General features: G+C 57.0%; 18 protein-coding genes. 10 read left to right on the top strand and 8 right to left on the bottom strand.

Annotated elements, in window-relative coordinates; all coding sequences use genetic code 11:
- Positions 1-289 precede the first annotated feature (289 nt).
- The 6 genes from rhtA (at position 290) to ybiO (ending at position 6,994) form a co-directional block, all read left to right on the top strand.
- Positions 290-1,198: a threonine/homoserine exporter RhtA gene (rhtA, locus tag PZBJ_RS02425; protein WP_101761015.1), complete on the top strand. Its 909-nt coding sequence runs from the start codon at positions 290-292 to the stop codon at positions 1,196-1,198.
- A 297-nt stretch (positions 1,199-1,495) separates the two neighbouring features.
- The gene (gene dps / locus PZBJ_RS02430; protein ID WP_036620516.1) at positions 1,496-1,999 is read left to right on the top strand and encodes a DNA starvation/stationary phase protection protein Dps; all 504 of its coding nucleotides are present in this window, start codon (positions 1,496-1,498) and stop codon (positions 1,997-1,999) included.
- A 322-nt stretch (positions 2,000-2,321) separates the two neighbouring features.
- Positions 2,322-3,068, top strand: coding sequence for a glutamine ABC transporter substrate-binding protein GlnH (glnH, locus tag PZBJ_RS02435; RefSeq protein WP_036647919.1), 747 nt, complete (start codon positions 2,322-2,324; stop codon positions 3,066-3,068).
- 85 nt (positions 3,069-3,153) lie between these two features.
- Positions 3,154-3,813 carry a glutamine ABC transporter permease GlnP gene (gene glnP, locus PZBJ_RS02440; RefSeq protein ID WP_007887744.1) on the top strand — a complete coding sequence of 220 codons (660 nt, stop codon included), beginning with the start codon at positions 3,154-3,156 and terminating at the stop codon, positions 3,811-3,813.
- Positions 3,810-4,532, top strand: coding sequence for a glutamine ABC transporter ATP-binding protein GlnQ (gene glnQ, locus PZBJ_RS02445; protein ID WP_101761016.1), 723 nt, complete (start codon positions 3,810-3,812; stop codon positions 4,530-4,532). Before glnP ends, glnQ begins: the two co-directional genes overlap by 4 nt.
- Positions 4,533-4,717: 185 nt before the next feature.
- A complete protein-coding gene (gene ybiO / locus PZBJ_RS02450) occupies positions 4,718-6,994 on the top strand; it encodes a mechanosensitive channel protein (RefSeq protein WP_101761017.1) in 2,277 nt (758 codons plus the stop codon).
- A gap of 2 nt (positions 6,995-6,996) precedes the next feature.
- Here ybiO and rlmF read toward each other — a convergent pair whose 3' ends face one another.
- Positions 6,997-7,923, bottom strand: a complete 927-nt coding sequence (rlmF, locus tag PZBJ_RS02455; protein ID WP_101761018.1) for a 23S rRNA (adenine(1618)-N(6))-methyltransferase RlmF — start codon at positions 7,921-7,923, stop codon at positions 6,997-6,999.
- 127 nt (positions 7,924-8,050) lie between these two features.
- Here rlmF and PZBJ_RS02460 point away from each other — a divergent pair, with 127 nt between their 5' ends.
- Positions 8,051-8,680: a flavin reductase family protein gene (locus tag PZBJ_RS02460; RefSeq protein ID WP_101761019.1), complete on the top strand. Its 630-nt coding sequence runs from the start codon at positions 8,051-8,053 to the stop codon at positions 8,678-8,680.
- 33 nt (positions 8,681-8,713) lie between these two features.
- Here PZBJ_RS02460 and PZBJ_RS02465 read toward each other — a convergent pair whose 3' ends face one another.
- The 7 genes from PZBJ_RS02465 to hutI form a co-directional block, all read right to left on the bottom strand.
- Positions 8,714-10,195: an HAL/PAL/TAL family ammonia-lyase gene (locus PZBJ_RS02465; RefSeq protein ID WP_101761020.1), complete on the bottom strand. Its 1,482-nt coding sequence runs from the start codon at positions 10,193-10,195 to the stop codon at positions 8,714-8,716.
- The gene (locus PZBJ_RS02470; protein ID WP_101761021.1) at positions 10,192-10,986 is read right to left on the bottom strand and encodes an ABC transporter ATP-binding protein; all 795 of its coding nucleotides are present in this window, start codon (positions 10,984-10,986) and stop codon (positions 10,192-10,194) included. The genes PZBJ_RS02465 and PZBJ_RS02470 overlap by 4 nt, the downstream gene beginning before the upstream one ends.
- A gap of 1 nt (position 10,987) precedes the next feature.
- Entirely contained in the window at positions 10,988-11,716 is a 729-nt protein-coding gene (locus PZBJ_RS02475; protein ID WP_101761022.1) for an ABC transporter permease, read from the bottom strand.
- Positions 11,717-11,727: 11 nt separating this feature from the next.
- A complete protein-coding gene (locus PZBJ_RS02480; protein ID WP_101761023.1) occupies positions 11,728-12,447 on the bottom strand; it encodes an ABC transporter permease in 720 nt (239 codons plus the stop codon).
- A 12-nt stretch (positions 12,448-12,459) separates the two neighbouring features.
- On the bottom strand, positions 12,460-13,311 hold the full coding sequence (locus PZBJ_RS02485; RefSeq protein ID WP_101761024.1) for a transporter substrate-binding domain-containing protein: 852 nt from the start codon (positions 13,309-13,311) through the stop codon (positions 12,460-12,462).
- 392 nt (positions 13,312-13,703) lie between these two features.
- On the bottom strand, positions 13,704-14,495 hold the full coding sequence (gene hutG / locus PZBJ_RS02490) for an N-formylglutamate deformylase (RefSeq protein WP_101761025.1): 792 nt from the start codon (positions 14,493-14,495) through the stop codon (positions 13,704-13,706).
- Positions 14,492-15,709 carry an imidazolonepropionase gene (gene hutI, locus PZBJ_RS02495; protein WP_101761026.1) on the bottom strand — a complete coding sequence of 406 codons (1,218 nt, stop codon included), beginning with the start codon at positions 15,707-15,709 and terminating at the stop codon, positions 14,492-14,494. Before hutI ends, hutG begins: the two co-directional genes overlap by 4 nt.
- Positions 15,710-15,794: 85 nt before the next feature.
- Between hutI and PZBJ_RS02500 the strand changes: the two genes are divergently transcribed.
- From PZBJ_RS02500 to PZBJ_RS02510, 3 genes are all read left to right on the top strand, one after another.
- Positions 15,795-17,150 (top strand): formimidoylglutamate deiminase, encoded by a 1,356-nt coding sequence (locus PZBJ_RS02500; protein WP_101761027.1) that lies wholly within the window; start codon positions 15,795-15,797, stop codon positions 17,148-17,150.
- Positions 17,147-17,686 carry a HutD/Ves family protein gene (locus tag PZBJ_RS02505; protein WP_101761028.1) on the top strand — a complete coding sequence of 180 codons (540 nt, stop codon included), beginning with the start codon at positions 17,147-17,149 and terminating at the stop codon, positions 17,684-17,686. Before PZBJ_RS02500 ends, PZBJ_RS02505 begins: the two co-directional genes overlap by 4 nt.
- 162 nt (positions 17,687-17,848) lie before the next feature.
- Positions 17,849-18,465 (top strand): DDE-type integrase/transposase/recombinase (locus PZBJ_RS02510; protein WP_420818490.1); only part of this gene is annotated, 617 nt, incomplete at its 3' end.

The following is an 18,465-nucleotide window of genomic DNA, read 5'->3' on the forward strand; positions in this document are numbered from 1 at the left end:
AACAGATTGTTTGGTGTAACAGAAAGTTAATGAAGTTTCCTATGTCATTCATTTTACTTATAAAAAGCATCATATTCCTGCAACATAAATAACGATCACAAAAAATGCCTTTAAGTAAATTCCTAAACTAACCTGACGTTTCTTTACGGAAATGGCACTAAAAATGGCCAAATTCTGACCTGTCAGCGCGTTTTATTTCCCCGATTCGCGTCTCCTTATTTGCCTGAGATTCCATTACACTGAGCGCTTGTTGCTCTACTGTTAATAAATAAAAGGAATGGATTACAGGATGTCTGCCCCTCTGACGACCAAAAATATGGCCCCGGTGTTGTTCCCTATTGCTGTGCTGCTGATTGCCATGCTCTCACTACAGGGCGGCGCTTCACTGGCAAAATCGATGTTTTCCACCGTTGGCGCCACCGGCATTACCGCGCTGCGTCTTGGTCTTGGCACCCTGATTCTCTGCATTATCTTTAAACCCTGGCGTTTGCGCTTCACGCGCGAGCAGCGCAAACCGCTGCTGATGTACGGCTTGGCGCTGGGCTGCATGAACTATCTCTTCTATTTAGCGATTCGCACCGTGCCGCTGGGCGTTGCCGTCGGATTGGAGTTTTTGGGTCCGCTGACTTTGGCGTTGATCGGCGCGCGTCGTCCGCTTGATTTTCTTTGGGTGTTGCTGGCGGTGGCGGGTTTGTGGTTCCTGTTGCCCATCGGTGAAGGGATGAGTCATATCGATCCGCTCGGTGCGTTGCTGGCGGTAGGCGCGGGTGCCTGCTGGGCGGTGTACATCCTTGCAGGACAGCGTGCCGGCGCGGAGCATGGTCCGGCGACGGTGGCGATGGGTTCGCTAATTGCCTCGGTGATTTTTGTGCCGCTCGGCCTGACCTTTGCCGCGCCGGGCATCTGGCATTGGGAAGTATTGCCGCTGGCACTGCTGATCGCCCTGCTCTCCAGCGCCATTCCCTATTCTTTAGAGATGATGGCGCTGACACGACTGCCGGCACGCATTTTTGGTACCTTAATGAGTCTGGAACCGGCGATGGCGGCGTTATCAGGCATGTTATTCCTGGGCGAGCTATTGACGCTGAAGCAGTGGATTGCGCTGCTGGCGATCATCATCGCCTCGGCCGGTTCAACGCTCACCATGAAACAAAAAAGCGCAAAAATAAGCGAAGTCGACATTACGCATCCGCAATAAATATTCAATAATTCAGCCTGCTGCGCGGCAGGCTAAATATAGAAGCATTCTCATTATCATTTTTAACGCGGTATTAAGATTTTTCCGTTATTATTTTGCAACACGTTTAATAAATAATTAACATACCTCACAAGCATCTGTTTTAACTGAAATAATCGTCAAGATGCACAATCCCTGAGCAATATTAAGGTTTATCTATTCCTGTCATTGATTTAATCAACCCTGCAAGTTAAAAAACTGCTGCTATACTTATTTCCGTGCTTGATTAGGACAACCATCAATAAGAGGACATTAATGATGAGTACCGCAAAACTGGTTAAAACTAAATCGTCTGATCTGATTTACACCCGTAATGACGTCGCTGACAGCGATAAAAAAGCGACCATCGAGGTGCTCAACCGTCTGGTAGTGGAGTTTATTGACCTGTCGCTGATCACCAAGCAGGCGCACTGGAACATGCGTGGCGCCAACTTTATTGGCGTACATGAGATGCTGGATGGTTTCCGTACCGCCATTACCGATCACCAGGACACTATCGCTGAACGTGTAGTTCAGCTAGGCGGCGTGGCGCTGGGTACCACTCAGATCGTCAACGATAAAACACCACTGAAAAGCTATCCGTTGAACATTCACAGCGTGCAGGATCACCTGAAAGCGCTGGCCGATCGCTATGCGATTGTGGCGAATGACACGCGTAAAGCTATCACTGAAGTCAGCGATGAAGATACCGCTGACATCTTCACTGCGGCATCGCGCGATCTGGATAAATTCCTGTGGTTTATCGAATCGAATATTGAATAAATTTCAGTGTTATAACGAAGGCGGGTTATCCCGCCTTTTTTTACGTCTGTAACATTGTGGTGCTTTTTTTGACGTTGTTAACATTTCCTTAATCCCTTCTTTCGCTCTCCCCGCCCTTGGTGCACACTGTGCCTGCACCACAACAGCACCACGCACCAAAATGAAGCACCAATAAGGTGCAAAACTTTTCTTCTGCGCAAAATCGTGTCAGCAAGTGCTTAAAACTACTGATTTCGAGCAAAATGAAAAGTTGGCATAATTTTTTCATATGATAGGCCGTACATCGGGCCACCAGGCCTGAGGGGTAATAAGGAAAAAAATGATGAAGTCATTGATTAAAGTCTCCGTGGCCGCGCTGGCGCTGGCCTTCTCGCTTTCCTCCACCGCAGCAGACAAAAAACTGATCGTCGCAACCGACACCGCATTCGTTCCCTTTGAGTTCAAACAAGGCGATAAATACGTCGGTTTTGACATCGATCTGTGGGATGCCATAGCGAAAGAACTGAAACTGGATTACGCCTTCAAGCCAATGGACTTCAGCGGCATCATTCCTGCGCTGCAAACCAAAAACATTGACCTGGCGCTGGCGGGTATCACCATCACCGAAGAACGTAAAAAAGCCATCGAGTTCTCTGACGGCTACTACAAAAGCGGCCTGCTGGTGATGGTGCGCGAGAATGAAAAAGACGTTAAGAGCATTGACGATCTGAACGGCAAAGTGGTGGCGGTGAAGAGCGGCACCGGTTCGGTGGATTACGCCAAAGCGCACATCAAGTCTAAAGACCTGCGCCAGTTCCCTAACATCGACAACGCGTACATGGAGTTAGGCACTAACCGTGCTGACGCCGTGCTGCACGATACGCCGAACATCCTGTACTTCATCAACACCGCCGGTAAAGGCCGCTTCAAAGCGGTAGGCGAGTCAATTGAAGCGCAGCAGTATGGCATCGCGTTCCCGAAAGGCAGCGACGACCTGCGTGAAAAAGTGAACGGCGCCCTGAAAACTCTGCGCGATAACGGCACTTACAACACCATCTATAAAAAATGGTTCGGTACTGAACCAAAATAATTGCGGCCTGAGCCGATTTTTCCAGCAGGGAGCCTGACACTCCCTGCTTTTTACATTTCCACGCAACAGATTTTGGAGTCACACCATGGAGTTTGACTGGAGCGTCATTTGGCCTGCCCTGCCGATTTTAATCGAAGGCGCCAAAATGACCCTGCTGATCTCGGTCCTCGGCCTGGTCGGCGGTTTAATTATCGGTTTAGTTGCCGGTTTTGCCCGCGCCTACGGCGGCTGGATCACCAACAACATCGCCTTAGTCTTCATCGAACTGATTCGCGGCACGCCAATCGTGGTTCAGGTGATGTTTATCTACTTCGCCCTGCCGATGGCTTTCCCGGATCTGCGTATCGATCCGTTCAGCGCGGCGGTGGTCACCATCATGATCAACTCCGGCGCTTATATCGCGGAAATCACGCGCGGTGCGGTACTGTCGATTAATAAAGGCTTCCGTGAAGCGGGTCTGGCGCTGGGTCTGTCGCGCCGCGAGACCCTGCGTTATGTGATCATGCCGCTGGCCCTGCGCCGTATGCTGCCACCGCTGGGTAATCAGTGGATTGTCAGCATCAAAGATACGTCGCTGTTTATCGTGATTGGCGTGGCCGAACTGACGCGTCAGGGTCAGGAGATCATTGCCGGTAACTTCCGCGCGCTGGAGATCTGGAGCGCCGTTGCCATTATCTATTTGGTTATTACGTTGGTGTTGAGCTTTGTGCTGCGCCGTATTGAGAAAAGGATGAAAATTCTGTGATTGAATTTAAAAACGTCTCGAAGAATTTCGGCCAGACTCAGGTTCTGCACAACATCAACCTGAAGATTAATCAAGGCGAAGTGGTGGTGATTATCGGACCTTCCGGTTCCGGTAAATCCACGCTGCTGCGCTGCATCAACAAGCTGGAAGAGATCACCACCGGCGAGCTGATCGTCGATGGTATGAAGGTCAATGATCCGAAAGTGGATGAGCGACTGATTCGTCAGGAAGCAGGCATGGTGTTCCAGCAGTTCCATCTGTTCCCACAGATGAGCGCGCTGGATAACGTCGCCTTTGGTCCGATTCGCGTGCGTGGTACGAAGAAAGAGGAAGCGCATAAGCTGGCGCGTGAGCTGCTGGGTAAAGTGGGCCTCGCCGAGCGTGCACACCACTTCCCGTCTGAGCTTTCCGGTGGTCAGCAGCAGCGCGTGGCGATTGCGCGTGCGTTGGCGGTGAAACCGAAGATGATGCTGTTTGATGAGCCAACCTCAGCGCTGGATCCCGAGCTGCGTCACGAAGTACTGAAAGTGATGCAGGATCTGGCGGAAGAAGGCATGACGATGGTCATCGTGACGCACGAAGTCGGTTTCGCCCAAAAAGTGGCTTCGCGTCTGATCTTTATCGACAAAGGCACCATCGCAGAAGATGGCAACCCGGACGATCTGATCACCAACCCGCCGAGCGACCGTCTGCGCGAGTTCCTGCAGCACGTATCCTAAGCTCTGCCATTAAACCGTCGCCCATTTTCGGCGGCGGTTTTTTACATGCAGCATTTGTAGCGGCGCGATTTATCGCGCCACTACGGCAGGTACCACGATTCAATTTTCCTTTTCAAAATCTTCACCTTCCATCACTGACTATACTTCTCTCTTGTGCCGCTGCGCGAAGCTAAAGGAGAAAAGCGATGTCGTCTGCCAGCCCACCATGGCGTTCAGCCGTGTGGTTACTCTTCAGTTTGTTCACTCTGTTTCTCATTCCCCCGGCGCAGGCCGTTAATCTGCCGCAGGCGGCCGTCGCAGCACAGCAGTCGCAAACCCCGGCAGCGGATGATAAAGCCGAAGGCGAACCCAGCTTAGACGAGAAAAAAGCCGCCTATGCCGCGCTGGCGAATATTCTGGATAACAACGCCTCGCGTCAGGAGCTGATCGATCAGTTACGTCAGGCTGCCAACAGCCAATCCACCAGCGACCAACCGGTGCTGGCGCCGCCGCAGGCCAATCAGGACGATCTCACGGTACTGGAGAGCGTCACCAGCGTAACGCGTGAATATGGCGGCGCGGTGGCCGCGCAGTTTGTGCAACTGCATGACAACATCACCAATGCGCCACACAAATCCTTTAACCAGCAAACCTTCTTCAACGCGCTGAAATACTTCGCTGCGCTCTCCGCCGCGGTGTTTGCATTTTACTGGCTGACACGCCGCCTGATGTGGCCGGTGTGGCGCCGCATGGGCCGCTGGGGACGCGATCAAAACCTTGAGCGCACCAAGTGGCTGCACTTGCCCGCCACTATCTTGATGGCCTTTGTGCTCGATATTGTGCTGCTAGCGCTGACGCTGTTTGTCGGTCAGATCATCAGCGACAACTATCACAACAACAACCGCACCATCGCCTATCAGCAAGGCCTTTTCCTTAACGCTTTCGCGCTGATTGAGTTCTTTAAAGCGGTGCTGCGGCTGATATTCTGCCCGCGTTTCCCTTCGCTGCGCTTCTTCCACTTAACCGATGCGCGCGCCAGCTACTGGAACACACGTTTGAGCTGGCTAAGCGGCATCATCGGTTACGGTTTACTGGTGGTGGTGCCGATTGTCTCCAATCAGGTGAATATTCAGGTGGCGGCGCTGGTCAACATGCTGATTATGGGGATCATGACCGGCTGGGCGCTGTGGCTGATTTTCCGCAACAAAAGCAACATCCATCATGAACTGTCGCGTCTTGCCGATCGCAGCTTGAGCTTCTTTGCGCTGTTCATCCGCGCCTTTGGCATGGTGTGGCACTGGCTGGCCAGCGCCTACTGTATCGCGCTGTTCCTGTTCTCGATCTTCAATCCCGGCGACAGCCTGAAGTTTATGATGTCCGCCACGGTGCGCAGCCTGGCGATCGTGGTTATCGCTGCGCTGATTTCCGGCATGCTGACGCGCTGGATTGGCAAAACCGTCACGCTGTCGCCCGACATGCGCCGCAACTATCCCGAGCTGCAAAAGCGCGTTAACGATTGGGTGAAAGCGCTGCTGAAACTGGCGCGCGTGGTCACGGTGTTTGCCACGCTGTTGCTGCTGCTCAACGCATGGAATCTGTTTGATCTCTGGCACTGGCTCACGCTTGGCGCCGGCCAAAAAATGGTGGATGTGCTGATTCGTATCGTGATCATTGTGCTGCTGTCGGCAGTCGGCTGGACGCTGCTGGCAAGCCTGATCGAAAGTCGCCTCGCCTCGGATTCGCATGGCCGCCCCATGCCGAGCGCACGCACCCGCACGCTGCTGACGCTGTTTCGTAACGCGCTGGCGGTCGTAATAAGCACCATCACCATTATGATTTTGCTGTCGGAAGTGGGCGTGAATATTGCGCCGCTGCTAGCCGGTGCCGGTGCGCTCGGTCTGGCGGTATCATTCGGTTCGCAAACGCTGGTGAAAGACATCATCACCGGCATTTTTATCCAGTTTGAGAACGGCATGAACACCGGTGATTTAGTCACCATTGGCCCGATCACCGGCACCGTAGAGCGCATGTCGATTCGCTCGGTGGGCGTGCGTCAGGATACCGGTGCGTATCACATTATTCCGTGGTCATCGATCACCACCTTCGCCAACTTTGTGCGCGGCATCGGCTCGTTCGTGGCGAACTACGATGTGGATCGCAGTGAAGATACCGAACGCGTTAACCAAACGCTGCAGGGCGCGGTGAAAGAGCTGCTGGAGAACCCGGAGATTCGCGGCATGGTGATTGGCGAGCCGAGTTTTGCCGGATTAGTGGGATTAACCAACCAATCCTTTACCGTGCGCGTGTCATTCACCACCCAGCCGCTGAAGCAGTGGACGGTACGTTTTGCGCTGGATGATAAGGTGAAGAAGCATTTTGATGCGGCCGGCATTAAAGCGCCGCATCAAACGGTAGCAGTGATGCAAACCGGCAGCGATATTACCACCGCTGCCAGCTTACCGGCGTTGCCGCCGGCGCAATGAGGTTAGCGTTTCAGCCGTTTGGCGCGCGTCGCCGGCGGCTGGAACGTCCAGGCGATAAAGCGGCTCTGCTTCTGACCTTGCGCCATTTCGATGATGCGCACTTCATAAGCATCGAGATCGCGCAGTTGGTCGCGCAGCGCCGGTAAATTCTCTTTGCGCGAGACCAGCGAGGTGAACCAAATAATGGCGTCTGAGTGCGTCACGCTTTCAGCAATCATTTGACCAACGAACTTGCGCTCGCCGCCGTCACACCACAATTCGTTGTGATGGCCACCAAAATTGAGCGGCGCATTTTTGCCTAAGCCAAGGTTGCGCGTTTTGCGCTGACCCACGCTGGCCGCCTCTTCCGCAGATGAATGGAAAGGCGGATTGCACAGCACCGCATGATAGCGTTCATTCTTATGCACCACGCCGGCGAAAATCGCCGAGGGCTCTTTTTGCCGACGCAGACGCACGCCGCGCTGCAAGCCCGGATTACTCGCCACAATCTGCCCGGCCACGGTAATCGCTTCGGCGGTGATATCGGTGCCGGTGAAGCGCCAGCCATATTCGGCGTTGCCAATCAGCGGATAGATGCAGTTCGCGCCGCAGCCGATATCCATTACATCCAGATCGCGTGGAACCACGCCACCGTTGTCGCTCGCCAGCAGATCGGCCAGCGCATGCACGTAATCGGCACGGCCCGGCACCGGCGGCGTCAGATAACCTGTAGGTAGCTGCCAGTTGAGGTTGTAGAACAGCTTCAGCAGCGCCTGATTCAGCAGCATCACCGCTTCAGGATCGGCGAAATCCACCGATAATTCGCCGTAGCCGTTGGGACGCACTTTCACCGCCAGCGGCGGATGGGCTGCGGTCAGAGCAGCAAAATCATAACGGCCCTGGTGGCGGTTACGCGGATGGAAAGGTGACGTGGCGGCTGGCTTGTTCATAGTTTCTCCGGAAAATAGCGCGGGCGTAAGATACTCTGGCTAGCGGCATCGCACAATGCGCTTAATCGAATTCACCGTATTAGATGAGATTAGTGCACCACACTCAGGTTCTCTTATAAGGATGGTTATGACTCGTCAGCGTTACTCTTATCAGCCCCGCGCGGGACACGGTTTGCCGCACGATCCGTTGAACGCCATCGTCGGCCCTCGCCCAATCGGCTGGGTCAGCTCGCAAAGCGCCAGCGGGGTTCGCAATTTAGCGCCCTACAGCTTCTTTAACTGCTTTAACTATCATCCGCCGATTATTGGTTTTGCCAGCAGCGGCTGGAAAGACAGCGTACAAAATATTTCAGAGACCAAAGAGTTTGTCTGGAATCTGGCCACGCGTCCGCTGGCCGAGGCGATGAATGAGAGCTCCGCATCAGTGTCGTCCGAACAGGATGAGTTTGCGCTGGCGGGATTAACGCCGCTTGCAGCGTCACATGTCAATGTCAGCATGGTGGCGGAAAGCCCGGTGAATTTTGAGTGTAAGTTGACGCAGTTGATTCAGTTGCAGGATGCCCAAGGCCAGCCGATTGATAGCTGGCTGGTGCTGGGCGAAGCGGTCGCCATTCATATTGATGAAGCCCTGCTGGAAGAGGGTATTTATCAAACGGCCAAAGCGCAGCCGATCCTGCGTGCCGGAGGCCCGTCGGCCTATTACGGCATCAGCGAAGAACTGCGTTTCGATTTGGTGCGCCCGGACGCTCGCCGCTGATCCTTGGTCAGGTCGCCGTAAATGGCGACCATGTTACAAACCGCTCTTCAACACCTCTACCGCCCGCGCGATCTCCGGTGCCAGCCAGCGGTCTTCCTGCCAGTTGGCAACCACCGCGCGCAAGCGTCGCAATGCCTGCGCCGTTCCCTGCGCCAGCTGCTCTTCGCCGTGGAAATCCAGCGCCTGCGCCGCCAGCAGATACTCGATCGCCAGAATCTGCCACACGTTGCCCACCAGCTTCAGCAGCTTCAGCGCCGCGCCGGTGCCGAGGCTGAGATGATCCTCCTGCAAACCCGACGTCACATAGTTATCCAGCACCGCCGGCTGCGCCAGCTGGCGATTCTCCGCACAGAGTGACGCCGCCACATACTGCGCAATCATCATGCCGGAGTTAACGCCCGGCTGCGCCACCAGAAACGCCGGCAAGCCGCTCACCAGCGGATTGACCAAACGATCAAGCCGCCGCTCAGCGATGCTGCCGATTTCCGCCATGGCAATCGCCAGCAGATCCGCCGCCATCGCCACCGATTCGCCGTGCGGGTTAGCCTGCGACACTACGCGCCAGTTATCCGCCGTGCCGAGCACCAGCGGATTATCGGTGCAGGCATTGAGTTCGGTTTCAATCTGGCGCGCCGCGTGATCGAACTGATCGCGGCTGGCGCCATGTACCTGCGGCATGGATCGCAGGCTGAGCGCATCCTGGGTGCGAATGCCAACGCTGGTCGCCAGCAGCGGACTATCACTCAGCAATGCGCGTAAGCGCTGACCGCTCAGCTGCATGCCCGGACTGGCTTTCAGCGCGATCACTTCGGCATCAAAGGCCACCCGCTGTCCACGCAGCGCCTCAAAACTCATCGCACCGGTGACATCGGCCCAATCCAGCAAACGCGCCGCATCATCCAGCGCCAGGCAGGACAAGCCGGTCATGCACGGCGTGCCGTTGACCAGGCTCAAACCCTCTTTGGCCCCCGGACGATAAGGCTGTAATCCCGCCAGCGTTAACGCCTGCGCCGCGGGCATGATCTGGTTTTGATACTCCACGTCGCCGACACCAATCAGCGCCAGACCGATATGCGCCATATGGCTGAGGTAGCCGACCGAACCCTGCGACGGCACCTGCGGCGTTATCTGCTGATTGAGCAGCGCCAGCAGATGCTGCACCAGCGCCACCGACACGCCCGATTTGCCGTGGCTGTAATTGGCAATCGCCGCGCACAGAATGGCGCGCGCCTGCTCACGCGTCAGCAGCGGACCCACGCCACAGGCGTGACTCAGCAGCGTATTGCGCGACAGCTGGCTGAGCTGATCTTCCGGCAGCGTGATGTTGCACAGCGCGCCGAGGCCGGTATTGATGCCGTAAGCTATCAGGCCGCTGGCGACAATCTCATCGACAATCGCGCGCCCCTGCGCAATACGCTGCCAGGCGCTGACGCTCAAACTCAGTTCCGCGTTGTGCCGCGCCACCTGCACCAGCTCTTGCCAGGTTAATGGGCTGTCGCCCCATACAATGGTCATGCTGGCTGCTCCGCGCCGTGATGGCTGGAGATAAACTGCTTAAAGCGCTGCGATCCCTGGGCGCCAAACATCTCTTCCGGCGCGCCCTGACAATCAATGGTGCCCTGATGCATAAACACCACGCGGTTGGAGACGTTGCGCGCAAAGCCCATTTCGTGCGTCACCACCAGCATGGTGCGCCCCTCTTCCGCCAGGCTGCGCATCACTTTCAGCACTTCGCCCACCAGTTCTGGATCGAGCGCCGAAGTCGGTTCATCAAACAGCATCACTTCCGGATCCATCGCCAGCGCGCGGGCAATCGCCACGCGCTGCTGCTGGCCGCCCGAGAGTTGCGCCGGGTAGAAATCCTTGCGATTGAGTAAGCCAACGCGATCCAGCAGTTGCTCCGCCTGGGCGATGCAGCTTTTCTTGTCGCGCTTCAGCACATAGTGCGGCCCTTCAATGACGTTTTGCAGCACCGTCATGTGCGACCAAAGATTAAAGCTCTGGAACACCATGCCAAGGCGCGAACGCAAGCGCTCAATCTGTTTCGGATTGGCCGCCAGCTGATGGCCGCGCGCATGGCGTTTCATCTCAATGGTTTCACCGCCGACGCTCACCACGCCAGCATCCGGCGTTTCCAGCAGGTTGATGCAGCGCAGCAAGGTACTTTTGCCCGAGCCGCTGGCACCAAGAATCGAGATGACATCGCCTTGATGCGCCTGTAGCGAAATGCCTTTCAGAACTTCCATCGCGCCAAAGGATTTATGGATATCAGTGGCGGATAAGGTAACGGGTGATGTGGAATGCATATTACTCTCCGGCAAGCGGTTTAACGGCGGGCATCGGCTTTTTTGCGACACGATGCGCCGGGGTCAGACGGCGCTCTAACAGCGCGTATAGCTGGACGATAATAAAGTTGAGGATCAGGTAGATCGCCGCCGCACAGACAAACACCTCCATGGTGCGATAGGTACGCTGAATGATCTGCTGCGCCACGCCAGTCACGTCCCACACGGTGACGAGGCTGGCGAGTGCGGTGGATTTCACCAGCAAAATCGCTTCGGTGGAGTACGCCGGCAGCGCATAGCGCAGCATGATCGGCGCGATAATGCGGCGCAGCAGCAGCCAGCGCGACATGCCGCAGGCGAGACCGGCTTCCACTTGTCCGGCCGGTACGGCGAGCAGCGCTCCACGCAAAATCTCAGCGGTGTAGGCTGCCGTACAGAGTGACAGCGCCAGTACCGCGCAAATAAAGGGCTCGCGCAGGAACGGCCAGACGAAGCTGTGGCGGATGACGCCAAACTGGCCAAGACCGTAATAGATGAGAAACAGCTGAATCATCAGCGGCGAGCCGCGAAACACCAGAATGTAGCCGCGTGCGAAGCCGCTCAGCACCCGCCAGCGGCTCATGCGCAGTGACAAAATGCCAATCGCCAATATGCCGCCGCAGAGAAAGGCGCTGATAAACAGGCCAAGCGTCACCGGCAGCGCGGCGCTCAGCTTGAGGAAGGTATCCGAGAGAAAAGCGAAGTCGATCATGCTGCTGCTCCTTAATGCTGCGCCGCAGTGCGACTTTGCCACGCGCGTCCGAGGCGCGACTCTGCCCGACGAAACGCATGATTAGACACCAGCGTCAGCACCAGATAACAGGCAGCGCCAACCAGATAAAACGTGAAGTAATCGCGCGTGGATCCCGCCGCAACCTGGCTGGCGCGCATCAGCTCGACGATGCCGGTGACCGACACCAGCGCCGAGTCTTTCAGGCTCATCTGCCACACGTTCGACATGCCCGGCAGCGCGTAACGCACCACCTGCGGCAGCAGAATGCGTTGCGCAATGCGCCAGCGTGGCATGCCAATCGCCACCGCCGCTTCCACTTCGCCTTTGGCCAGCGCCAGACGCGCCGCGCGATACACTTCACCCTGATACGAACCCGAGATGAGCCCGATGGCCAGCGCCCCAATCAGGAACGGCGGCGCTTCGATAAAGCCATCTGCGCCGAACATCTGCCCAACCAGCGTAATCAGGCCGGATCCACCAAAATAGAACAGGTAGATCACCAGCAGTTCCGGGATGCCGCGAAACACCACCGAATAGCCTTCACCCAACCAGCGCAGCCAGCGCTGAGGCGATAATTTGGCGGCCGCCACACCGGAACCGACCACCGCACCAATCATCAGCGCCACCAGCGACAGCAGCAGCGTGGTGCAGGCGGCGCTCAGGATCAGGCGGCCCCAACCATCAGCACCAAAACTCAGCAGGCTCATCATCTTTCACCTCACTTACGGAGTTACGTCAGTTTTAAACCACTTCTCACTGAGCTTTTTCACCGTGCCGTCAGCCAGCGCGGCATGGATCGCCTCATCCAGCCTGGCTTTCAGATCGTTATCCGCCATGCGTACGCCCATCGCTTCGCCCTCGCCCCAAATTGGACCGCCGAGCTGTGGGCCGCTGAAGACCAGATTGTTGTTCTCTTTGCGCGCCAGCATCGATTGCGCAAAGGTCACGTCATCGAACACCGCATCGATACGACCGGATTGCAGATCGAGCATCGCGTCCGCCGAAGAGGTGTATTCGCGTACCTCGGTATCGCCTTTGAAGTACTTGTCGATAAAGGGCGTGTAAACCGTGCCGGAAGCGATACCAATGGTTTTACCCTTCAGCGCCGCTTTCAGTGGGGCAATTGCCGCGTTGATCGCTTTCTCGTCGTCATGCAGCTTGATGATGTTGTGATCGGCCGGCAGCATCGGATTGTCTTTAGTGGTGATAAAGGTGGCGGGCGTTGAAGCGTATGGCGTGGTGAAGTTAACCACTTTTTTACGATCTGGCGTGATGACAATCGCATCCATGATCACGTCATATTTTCCGGCGTTGAGGCCGGCGATCATGCCGTCCCAGTTCTGCACCACCAGCTTGCACTGAATGCCCATGCGCTTGCACAGGTCTTCCATCAGTTCCGGTTCAAAGCCGCCCAACTTGCCGCCCGGCAGCGTCAGGTTCCAGGGTTCATAGCTGCCTTCGGTAGCGATGGTGATCGATTTCCACTCTTTCGCCTGGACGGCAATGCCGCTGATCATCAGGCTGGCAAACAGGGTCGTGAGGCAAAAACGGCGAATCGGGGCGCGGTGCGTCATGCGGCTTCTCCTGGCTATTAATCGAATTTGGCAGTCTCTGCTTGTGCAATATTTGCAGATGACCTTTCATGTATATACAAGTTAGCGTGCGGCAGATCATTGTCGGCATAAGCTTTTTGTGAGCCAGCCAGTATAAAAATTAATAATCGCTGCGCGGTCTTTACTTGTACATACAACCTAGCAAGCACTATGCCAAATCGGCAAAGCCGCAAATTCAGGGAGATGGTCACGCGATGGACGTAATATTGCACCGCGAGGAGGCAAGGTGTGCATTGTGATGGTGCAGGAACATGAATCGTAGTGGCGCGATTAATCGCGCGTATGAATGGCGACCACATTGCCAATCTGAATAACGTGCAATAAATTGCGCCGCTACGAATAGGTGCGGGGATTTAGTTCGATTTACCGGCGTCTAGAAACGCCTGCATCAGCGGTTTCAGTACCTTCTGCAGCTGCGCTGCGCGATCCTGCTGCCAGGCAAACGGCGGGGTTTCATCCATATAATTGAGCTGCGCCAGCTCCAGCTGCACCGCCTGCACGCCTTGATCCGGCTGGCCGTAGGCGCGGGTAATATAGCCGCCTTTAAAGCGTCCGTTCGCGATCCAACTGTAATCGTTTTGCGCATTACACACCTGTTTGATCGCGTTGATCACCGCCGTTGAACAGCTGGCGCCATCATTGGTACCGATGTTGAGATCCGGTAAACGCCCCTCAAACAGCCGCGGGATCACCGAGGCGATCGAGTGCGCATCAAACAGCAATGCGTAGCCATGTTCAGCTTTCAGGCGTGCCAGCTCCTGCTGCAGCTGTTGATGATAAGGCTGCCAAATCGTGTCCAGATAACCCTGGCGTACCTCGGCGCTCGGCGTTTTACCCGGTGCAAAGGTGGGGCTGCCGTCGAACAGGGTTTCCGGATACAAGCCGGTGGTCGCCGTGGTGTAGAGCGGCTGATTATCCGCCGGGCGATTAAGGTCAATAACAAAACGTGAATAGTGACCAATTAACACGCTGGCGCCGAGATCGCGCACAAAATCGTACAGCAGCGGCAAGTGCCAATCGGTATCCGGCAGGCCGCGCGCTGCGTCGCTCAGGCCGGCGTCCACTTCCGGCGTTAACTGCGTGCCGGCGTGAGGAATGCTGACCAGCAGCGGAATCTTACCGGCGGTAAAATGAAAAGGTGTCATTGCGCTTCTCCACGATAAATAACCTGGCACGGCAATTCGCCGCCCAGCCAGTAAACCAGCTCAGCCGGACGCGCCAGCGGCCAGTGAACAAAATTCGCCACCTTGCCCGCTTCCAGCGAACCGTGCGAGTGCTGTAATCCCAGCGCTTTGGCGCCCCACAAGGTCACGCCCGCTAACGCCTCTTCCGGCGTTAAACCAAACAGCGTGCAGCCCATGTTCAACATCAGTCGCAGCGAAAGCGCCGGTGAGGTGCCCGGATTGGCATCGCTGGCCAGCGCCATTGCTACGCCGTGTTCACGGAACAGTGTTACCGGCGGACGCTGGGTTTCACGCAACAGATAAAACGCGCCTGGCAGCAACACCGCCACGGTGCCGTGCTGCGCCATCGCTTGCGCATCCGCTGCGGTGGCGTACTCCAGATGATCGGCGGAGAGCGCACCGTAACTGGCCGCCAGCGCCGCGCCGCCCAGCGCCGAAAGCTGCTCGGCGTGCAGTTTCACCGGCATGCCCAATGCTTTGGCGGCATCAAAGACCGTGCGAACTTGCTCAGGAGAAAAGGCCAAATGCTCGCAAAACGCATCCACCGCATCCGCCAACCCTTCTGCTTTCACCTGCGGTAACAGGCGCTGGCAGATGATATCGATCCAGCCTTGCGGATTGTCTTTAAACTCCGGCGGGAAACCGTGCGCGGCTAAGCAAGTGGCCTGCACATCGGCAGGCACCGTTTCCGCCAACTCACGAATGGCGCGCAGCATGGTCAGTTCGCTGGCTTCATCGAGACCGTAACCGGATTTGATCTCTACCGTGGTGACGCCTTCCGCCAGCAGGCGATCCAGTCGCCAGCGCGCACTTGCCACCAGCTCTTGCTGCGAGGCCGCGCGGGTGGCGCGCACCGTGGAAAGAATGCCGCCGCCCTGCGCAGCGATTTCTGCATAGCTCACACCATTAAGACGCTGCTCAAACTCCTGGCTGCGATCGCCGCCAAACACCAGATGCGTATGGCAATCCACCAGACCGGGCGTGATGATGCCGCCGGAAAATTGGTGCTGTTCGCGCGCGGAAAAAGCCGGGCATTCACTGCGTGGCCCCACCCAAATCAGTTTTCCCTGATCGACCGCCAGCACGCCGTCGGCAATCAGATTGTAGTGCCCGTCACGCATCGTAACGATGTCGGCCCCCAGCCACAGGCTGTCGATCTGCTCTGTTTCTGCCATCCCACTCCCCTTCGCGTTGGGCGATTTACACTGCGCTTCAAAGTATGTATATGTATATACAACTTTCCGCCATGCAGGATCAACCATGACAACCTATTTTGCCCCACGCGCACTGCTGGCCGACGGCTGGCATGAGCGCGTGCTGATTACCACCAACGCAGCCGGACAGATCACCCAACTCGCGCCCAACAGCGAGCCCGGCGATGCTACGCGTCTTGCCGGACCGGTGATTCCGGCGATAGCGAATCTGCATTCACACGCCTTCCAGCGCGCGATGGCGGGATTGGCTGAAGTGGCGGGCGATCCGCAGGACAGCTTCTGGACATGGCGCGATCTGATGTATCGCATGGTGCAGCGCCTGTCGCCCGAGCAGGTTGGCGCTATCGCCACGCATCTTTACATCGACATGCTGAAAGGCGGCTACAGCCAGGTGGCGGAATTCCACTATTTGCACCACGATGCGCACGGCAAACCCTACGCCGATGATGCCATGCAGCTGGCACTGATGGCGGCGGCGGAGACCGCCGGCATCGGTCAAACCTTGCTGCCGGTGCTCTACAGCTACAGCGGTTTTGGTTCGCAACCGGCCAGCGACGGCCAGCGCCGTTTCATTCAGCAAACCGACGCCTATCTGCAACAGCAGCAGCGCGTGGCGAGCTGGAGCGCGGATAAGCCGCTGCTTAATCATGGCATCTGCTTCCATTCGCTGCGCGCGGTGAATGAAGCGCAGATGCACGAAGTATTAGCCGCCTGCCCGCAGGATGTGCCAGTGCACATTCACGTTGCCGAGCAGGAGAAAGAGGTTAACGACAGCCTGGCGTGGAGCGGTGAGCGTCCGGTGGCGTGGCTGCTCAATCGCTTCGCGGTCGATCAGCGCTGGTGCTTGATTCACGCCACTCATCTTGATGACGACGAAATTCAGCGCATGGCGGCAAGCGGCGCGGTGGCGGGATTGTGTCCGACCACGGAAGCCAACCTCGGCGACGGCATTTTCCCAGCGGTGGAGTACATCGCGCGCGGCGGCCGCTGGGGCATTGGCTCCGACAGCCACGTGTCGCTTAGCGCATTGGAAGAGCTGCGCTGGCTGGAGTACGGCCAGCGACTGCGCGATCGTCGTCGCAACCGCATCACCTTGCCCAATCAACCTTCCATAGGCGATCTGCTGTGGCAGCAAGCCGCACAGGGTGGCGCGCAGGCGTGTGGTTTGCCGGCAGGTGAACTGGCGATAGGCAAACGTGCTGACTGGCTGGTGCTGGCAGAAGACGCGTTCCTCAGCAGCGTTAGCAGCACAGCGCTGTTGAACCGCTGGCTGTTTGGCGGCCAGCGCGAACAGATCCGCGACGTGTTTGTGGCGGGCAAGCAGGTGATCAGCGAAGGCCATCATGCTGCAGAAGAGCGTGCAGCAGCGAACTTTGCCGGGGCGATGAGGGCATTACAATGAGCACCCGTTTTGCCTACGACCAGCTTCCGGTAAGCCGCTGGCGCAACGGCGGCGGTGAAACACGAGAAATCGTCAGCTATCCGCCGGGCGACGCGCAGTTTGCCTGGCGCGCCAGCATCGCTACCATCTCCGCCGACGGGCCGTTTTCACCTTTTCCCGGCATCGATCGCGTGATTACCCTGCTGCACGGCGATAGCGTGCTGTTGCGCGGCAATCACGGGGAACACGTTTTACAGCCGCATCAACCTTGGCCGTTTCCCGGTGAATGGGCGATTGAGGCCCGCATTCGCGGCAGCTGTGAGGATTTTAATATCATGACGCGCCGCGACAGCTGGCATTCTCAGGTTACCGTTGAGCAAAAAACGGCCAGCAGTGAAAACGGCGTGGCGTGGGTGTTGGCGGGAGAATGGCAAACATCGGCGGGGGAAAAACTAGCCGTCAATCAAGGTGTGTGGTGGATGGATGAACTTACGCAGCTTGAACCGTTAACCTCAGATGCCAGCCTGCTGTTTGTGATGCTCAGTCGGGTTGAATAAGTGCCGCGTTCCCCTCATCCCAGCCTTCTCCCGCACGCGGGAGAAGGCGCAATTAGTCCCCCTCTCCCGCCTGTGTACAGTCCGGGGACATGGTGAACACTTGTTCGGGGACATGGTAGACACTTACAACTAAGGCATAAGAACCCGTTTATGGAGTCGCTTATGTCCTGGGATGCGAGAGATACCATGTCATTACGTAAAGAGTTTGTTCTGCTCGCCTCGCAAGGCGGGGCGAACATCCGCGCACTCTGCCGTCACTACGGCATTTCTTCCGCCACTGCCTACAAGTGGCTTCGCCGCTGGGCTGAAGAGGGAGAATCCGGTCTTGAGGACCGCCCCTGCATACCCCATCACTCTCCCAACCGCTCGTCTGACGACATCACTGACCTGCTTCGTATGGCGCATGAACTTCATCAGCACTGGGGCGCGCGCAAGATAAAGCGCTGGCTCGAAGACCGCGGACACCGCATGCCCGCCTTCAGCACCGTCCACAGCCTGATGGCCCGCCACGACCTGCTGCCGGGCTCAGCTCCGGGTGTCCCGGCCACGGGCCGGTTTGAACATGCGGCCCCGAACCAGCTCTGGCAGATGGATTTCAAGGGGCATTTTCCCTTTGGCGGCGGCCGCTGCCACCCGCTTACCCTCCTTGACGATCACTCCCGCTTCTCGCTTTGCCTCGTACACTGCGCTGATGAGCGGCGTGAGACGGTGCAGAAGCAGCTGGTCAGAGTCTTTGAACGTTACGGCCTGCCGGACCGGATGACGATGGATAACGGTTC

Origin of the sequence: Pantoea endophytica, from assembly GCF_002858935.1 — a bacterium.
GTDB classification, from domain to species: Bacteria; Pseudomonadota; Gammaproteobacteria; order Enterobacterales; family Enterobacteriaceae; genus Pantoea; species Pantoea leporis.

Coding starts and splice junctions, on each gene's coding strand:
- rhtA (WP_101761015.1), top strand. CDS start 290: ATGTCTGCCCCTCTGACGACCAAAAATATGGCCCCGGTGTTGTTCCCT.
- dps (WP_036620516.1), top strand. CDS start 1,496: ATGAGTACCGCAAAACTGGTTAAAACTAAATCGTCTGATCTGATTTAC.
- glnH (WP_036647919.1), top strand. CDS start 2,322: ATGAAGTCATTGATTAAAGTCTCCGTGGCCGCGCTGGCGCTGGCCTTC.
- glnP (WP_007887744.1), top strand. CDS start 3,154: ATGGAGTTTGACTGGAGCGTCATTTGGCCTGCCCTGCCGATTTTAATC.
- ybiO (WP_101761017.1), top strand. CDS start 4,718: ATGTCGTCTGCCAGCCCACCATGGCGTTCAGCCGTGTGGTTACTCTTC.
- rlmF (WP_101761018.1), bottom strand. CDS start 7,923: ATGAACAAGCCAGCCGCCACGTCACCTTTCCATCCGCGTAACCGCCAC.
- PZBJ_RS02460 (WP_101761019.1), top strand. CDS start 8,051: ATGACTCGTCAGCGTTACTCTTATCAGCCCCGCGCGGGACACGGTTTG.
- PZBJ_RS02465 (WP_101761020.1), bottom strand. CDS start 10,195: ATGACCATTGTATGGGGCGACAGCCCATTAACCTGGCAAGAGCTGGTG.
- PZBJ_RS02470 (WP_101761021.1), bottom strand. CDS start 10,986: ATGCATTCCACATCACCCGTTACCTTATCCGCCACTGATATCCATAAA.
- PZBJ_RS02475 (WP_101761022.1), bottom strand. CDS start 11,716: ATGATCGACTTCGCTTTTCTCTCGGATACCTTCCTCAAGCTGAGCGCC.
- PZBJ_RS02480 (WP_101761023.1), bottom strand. CDS start 12,447: ATGATGAGCCTGCTGAGTTTTGGTGCTGATGGTTGGGGCCGCCTGATC.
- PZBJ_RS02485 (WP_101761024.1), bottom strand. CDS start 13,311: ATGACGCACCGCGCCCCGATTCGCCGTTTTTGCCTCACGACCCTGTTT.
- hutG (WP_101761025.1), bottom strand. CDS start 14,495: ATGACACCTTTTCATTTTACCGCCGGTAAGATTCCGCTGCTGGTCAGC.
- hutI (WP_101761026.1), bottom strand. CDS start 15,709: ATGGCAGAAACAGAGCAGATCGACAGCCTGTGGCTGGGGGCCGACATC.
- PZBJ_RS02500 (WP_101761027.1), top strand. CDS start 15,795: ATGACAACCTATTTTGCCCCACGCGCACTGCTGGCCGACGGCTGGCAT.
- PZBJ_RS02505 (WP_101761028.1), top strand. CDS start 17,147: ATGAGCACCCGTTTTGCCTACGACCAGCTTCCGGTAAGCCGCTGGCGC.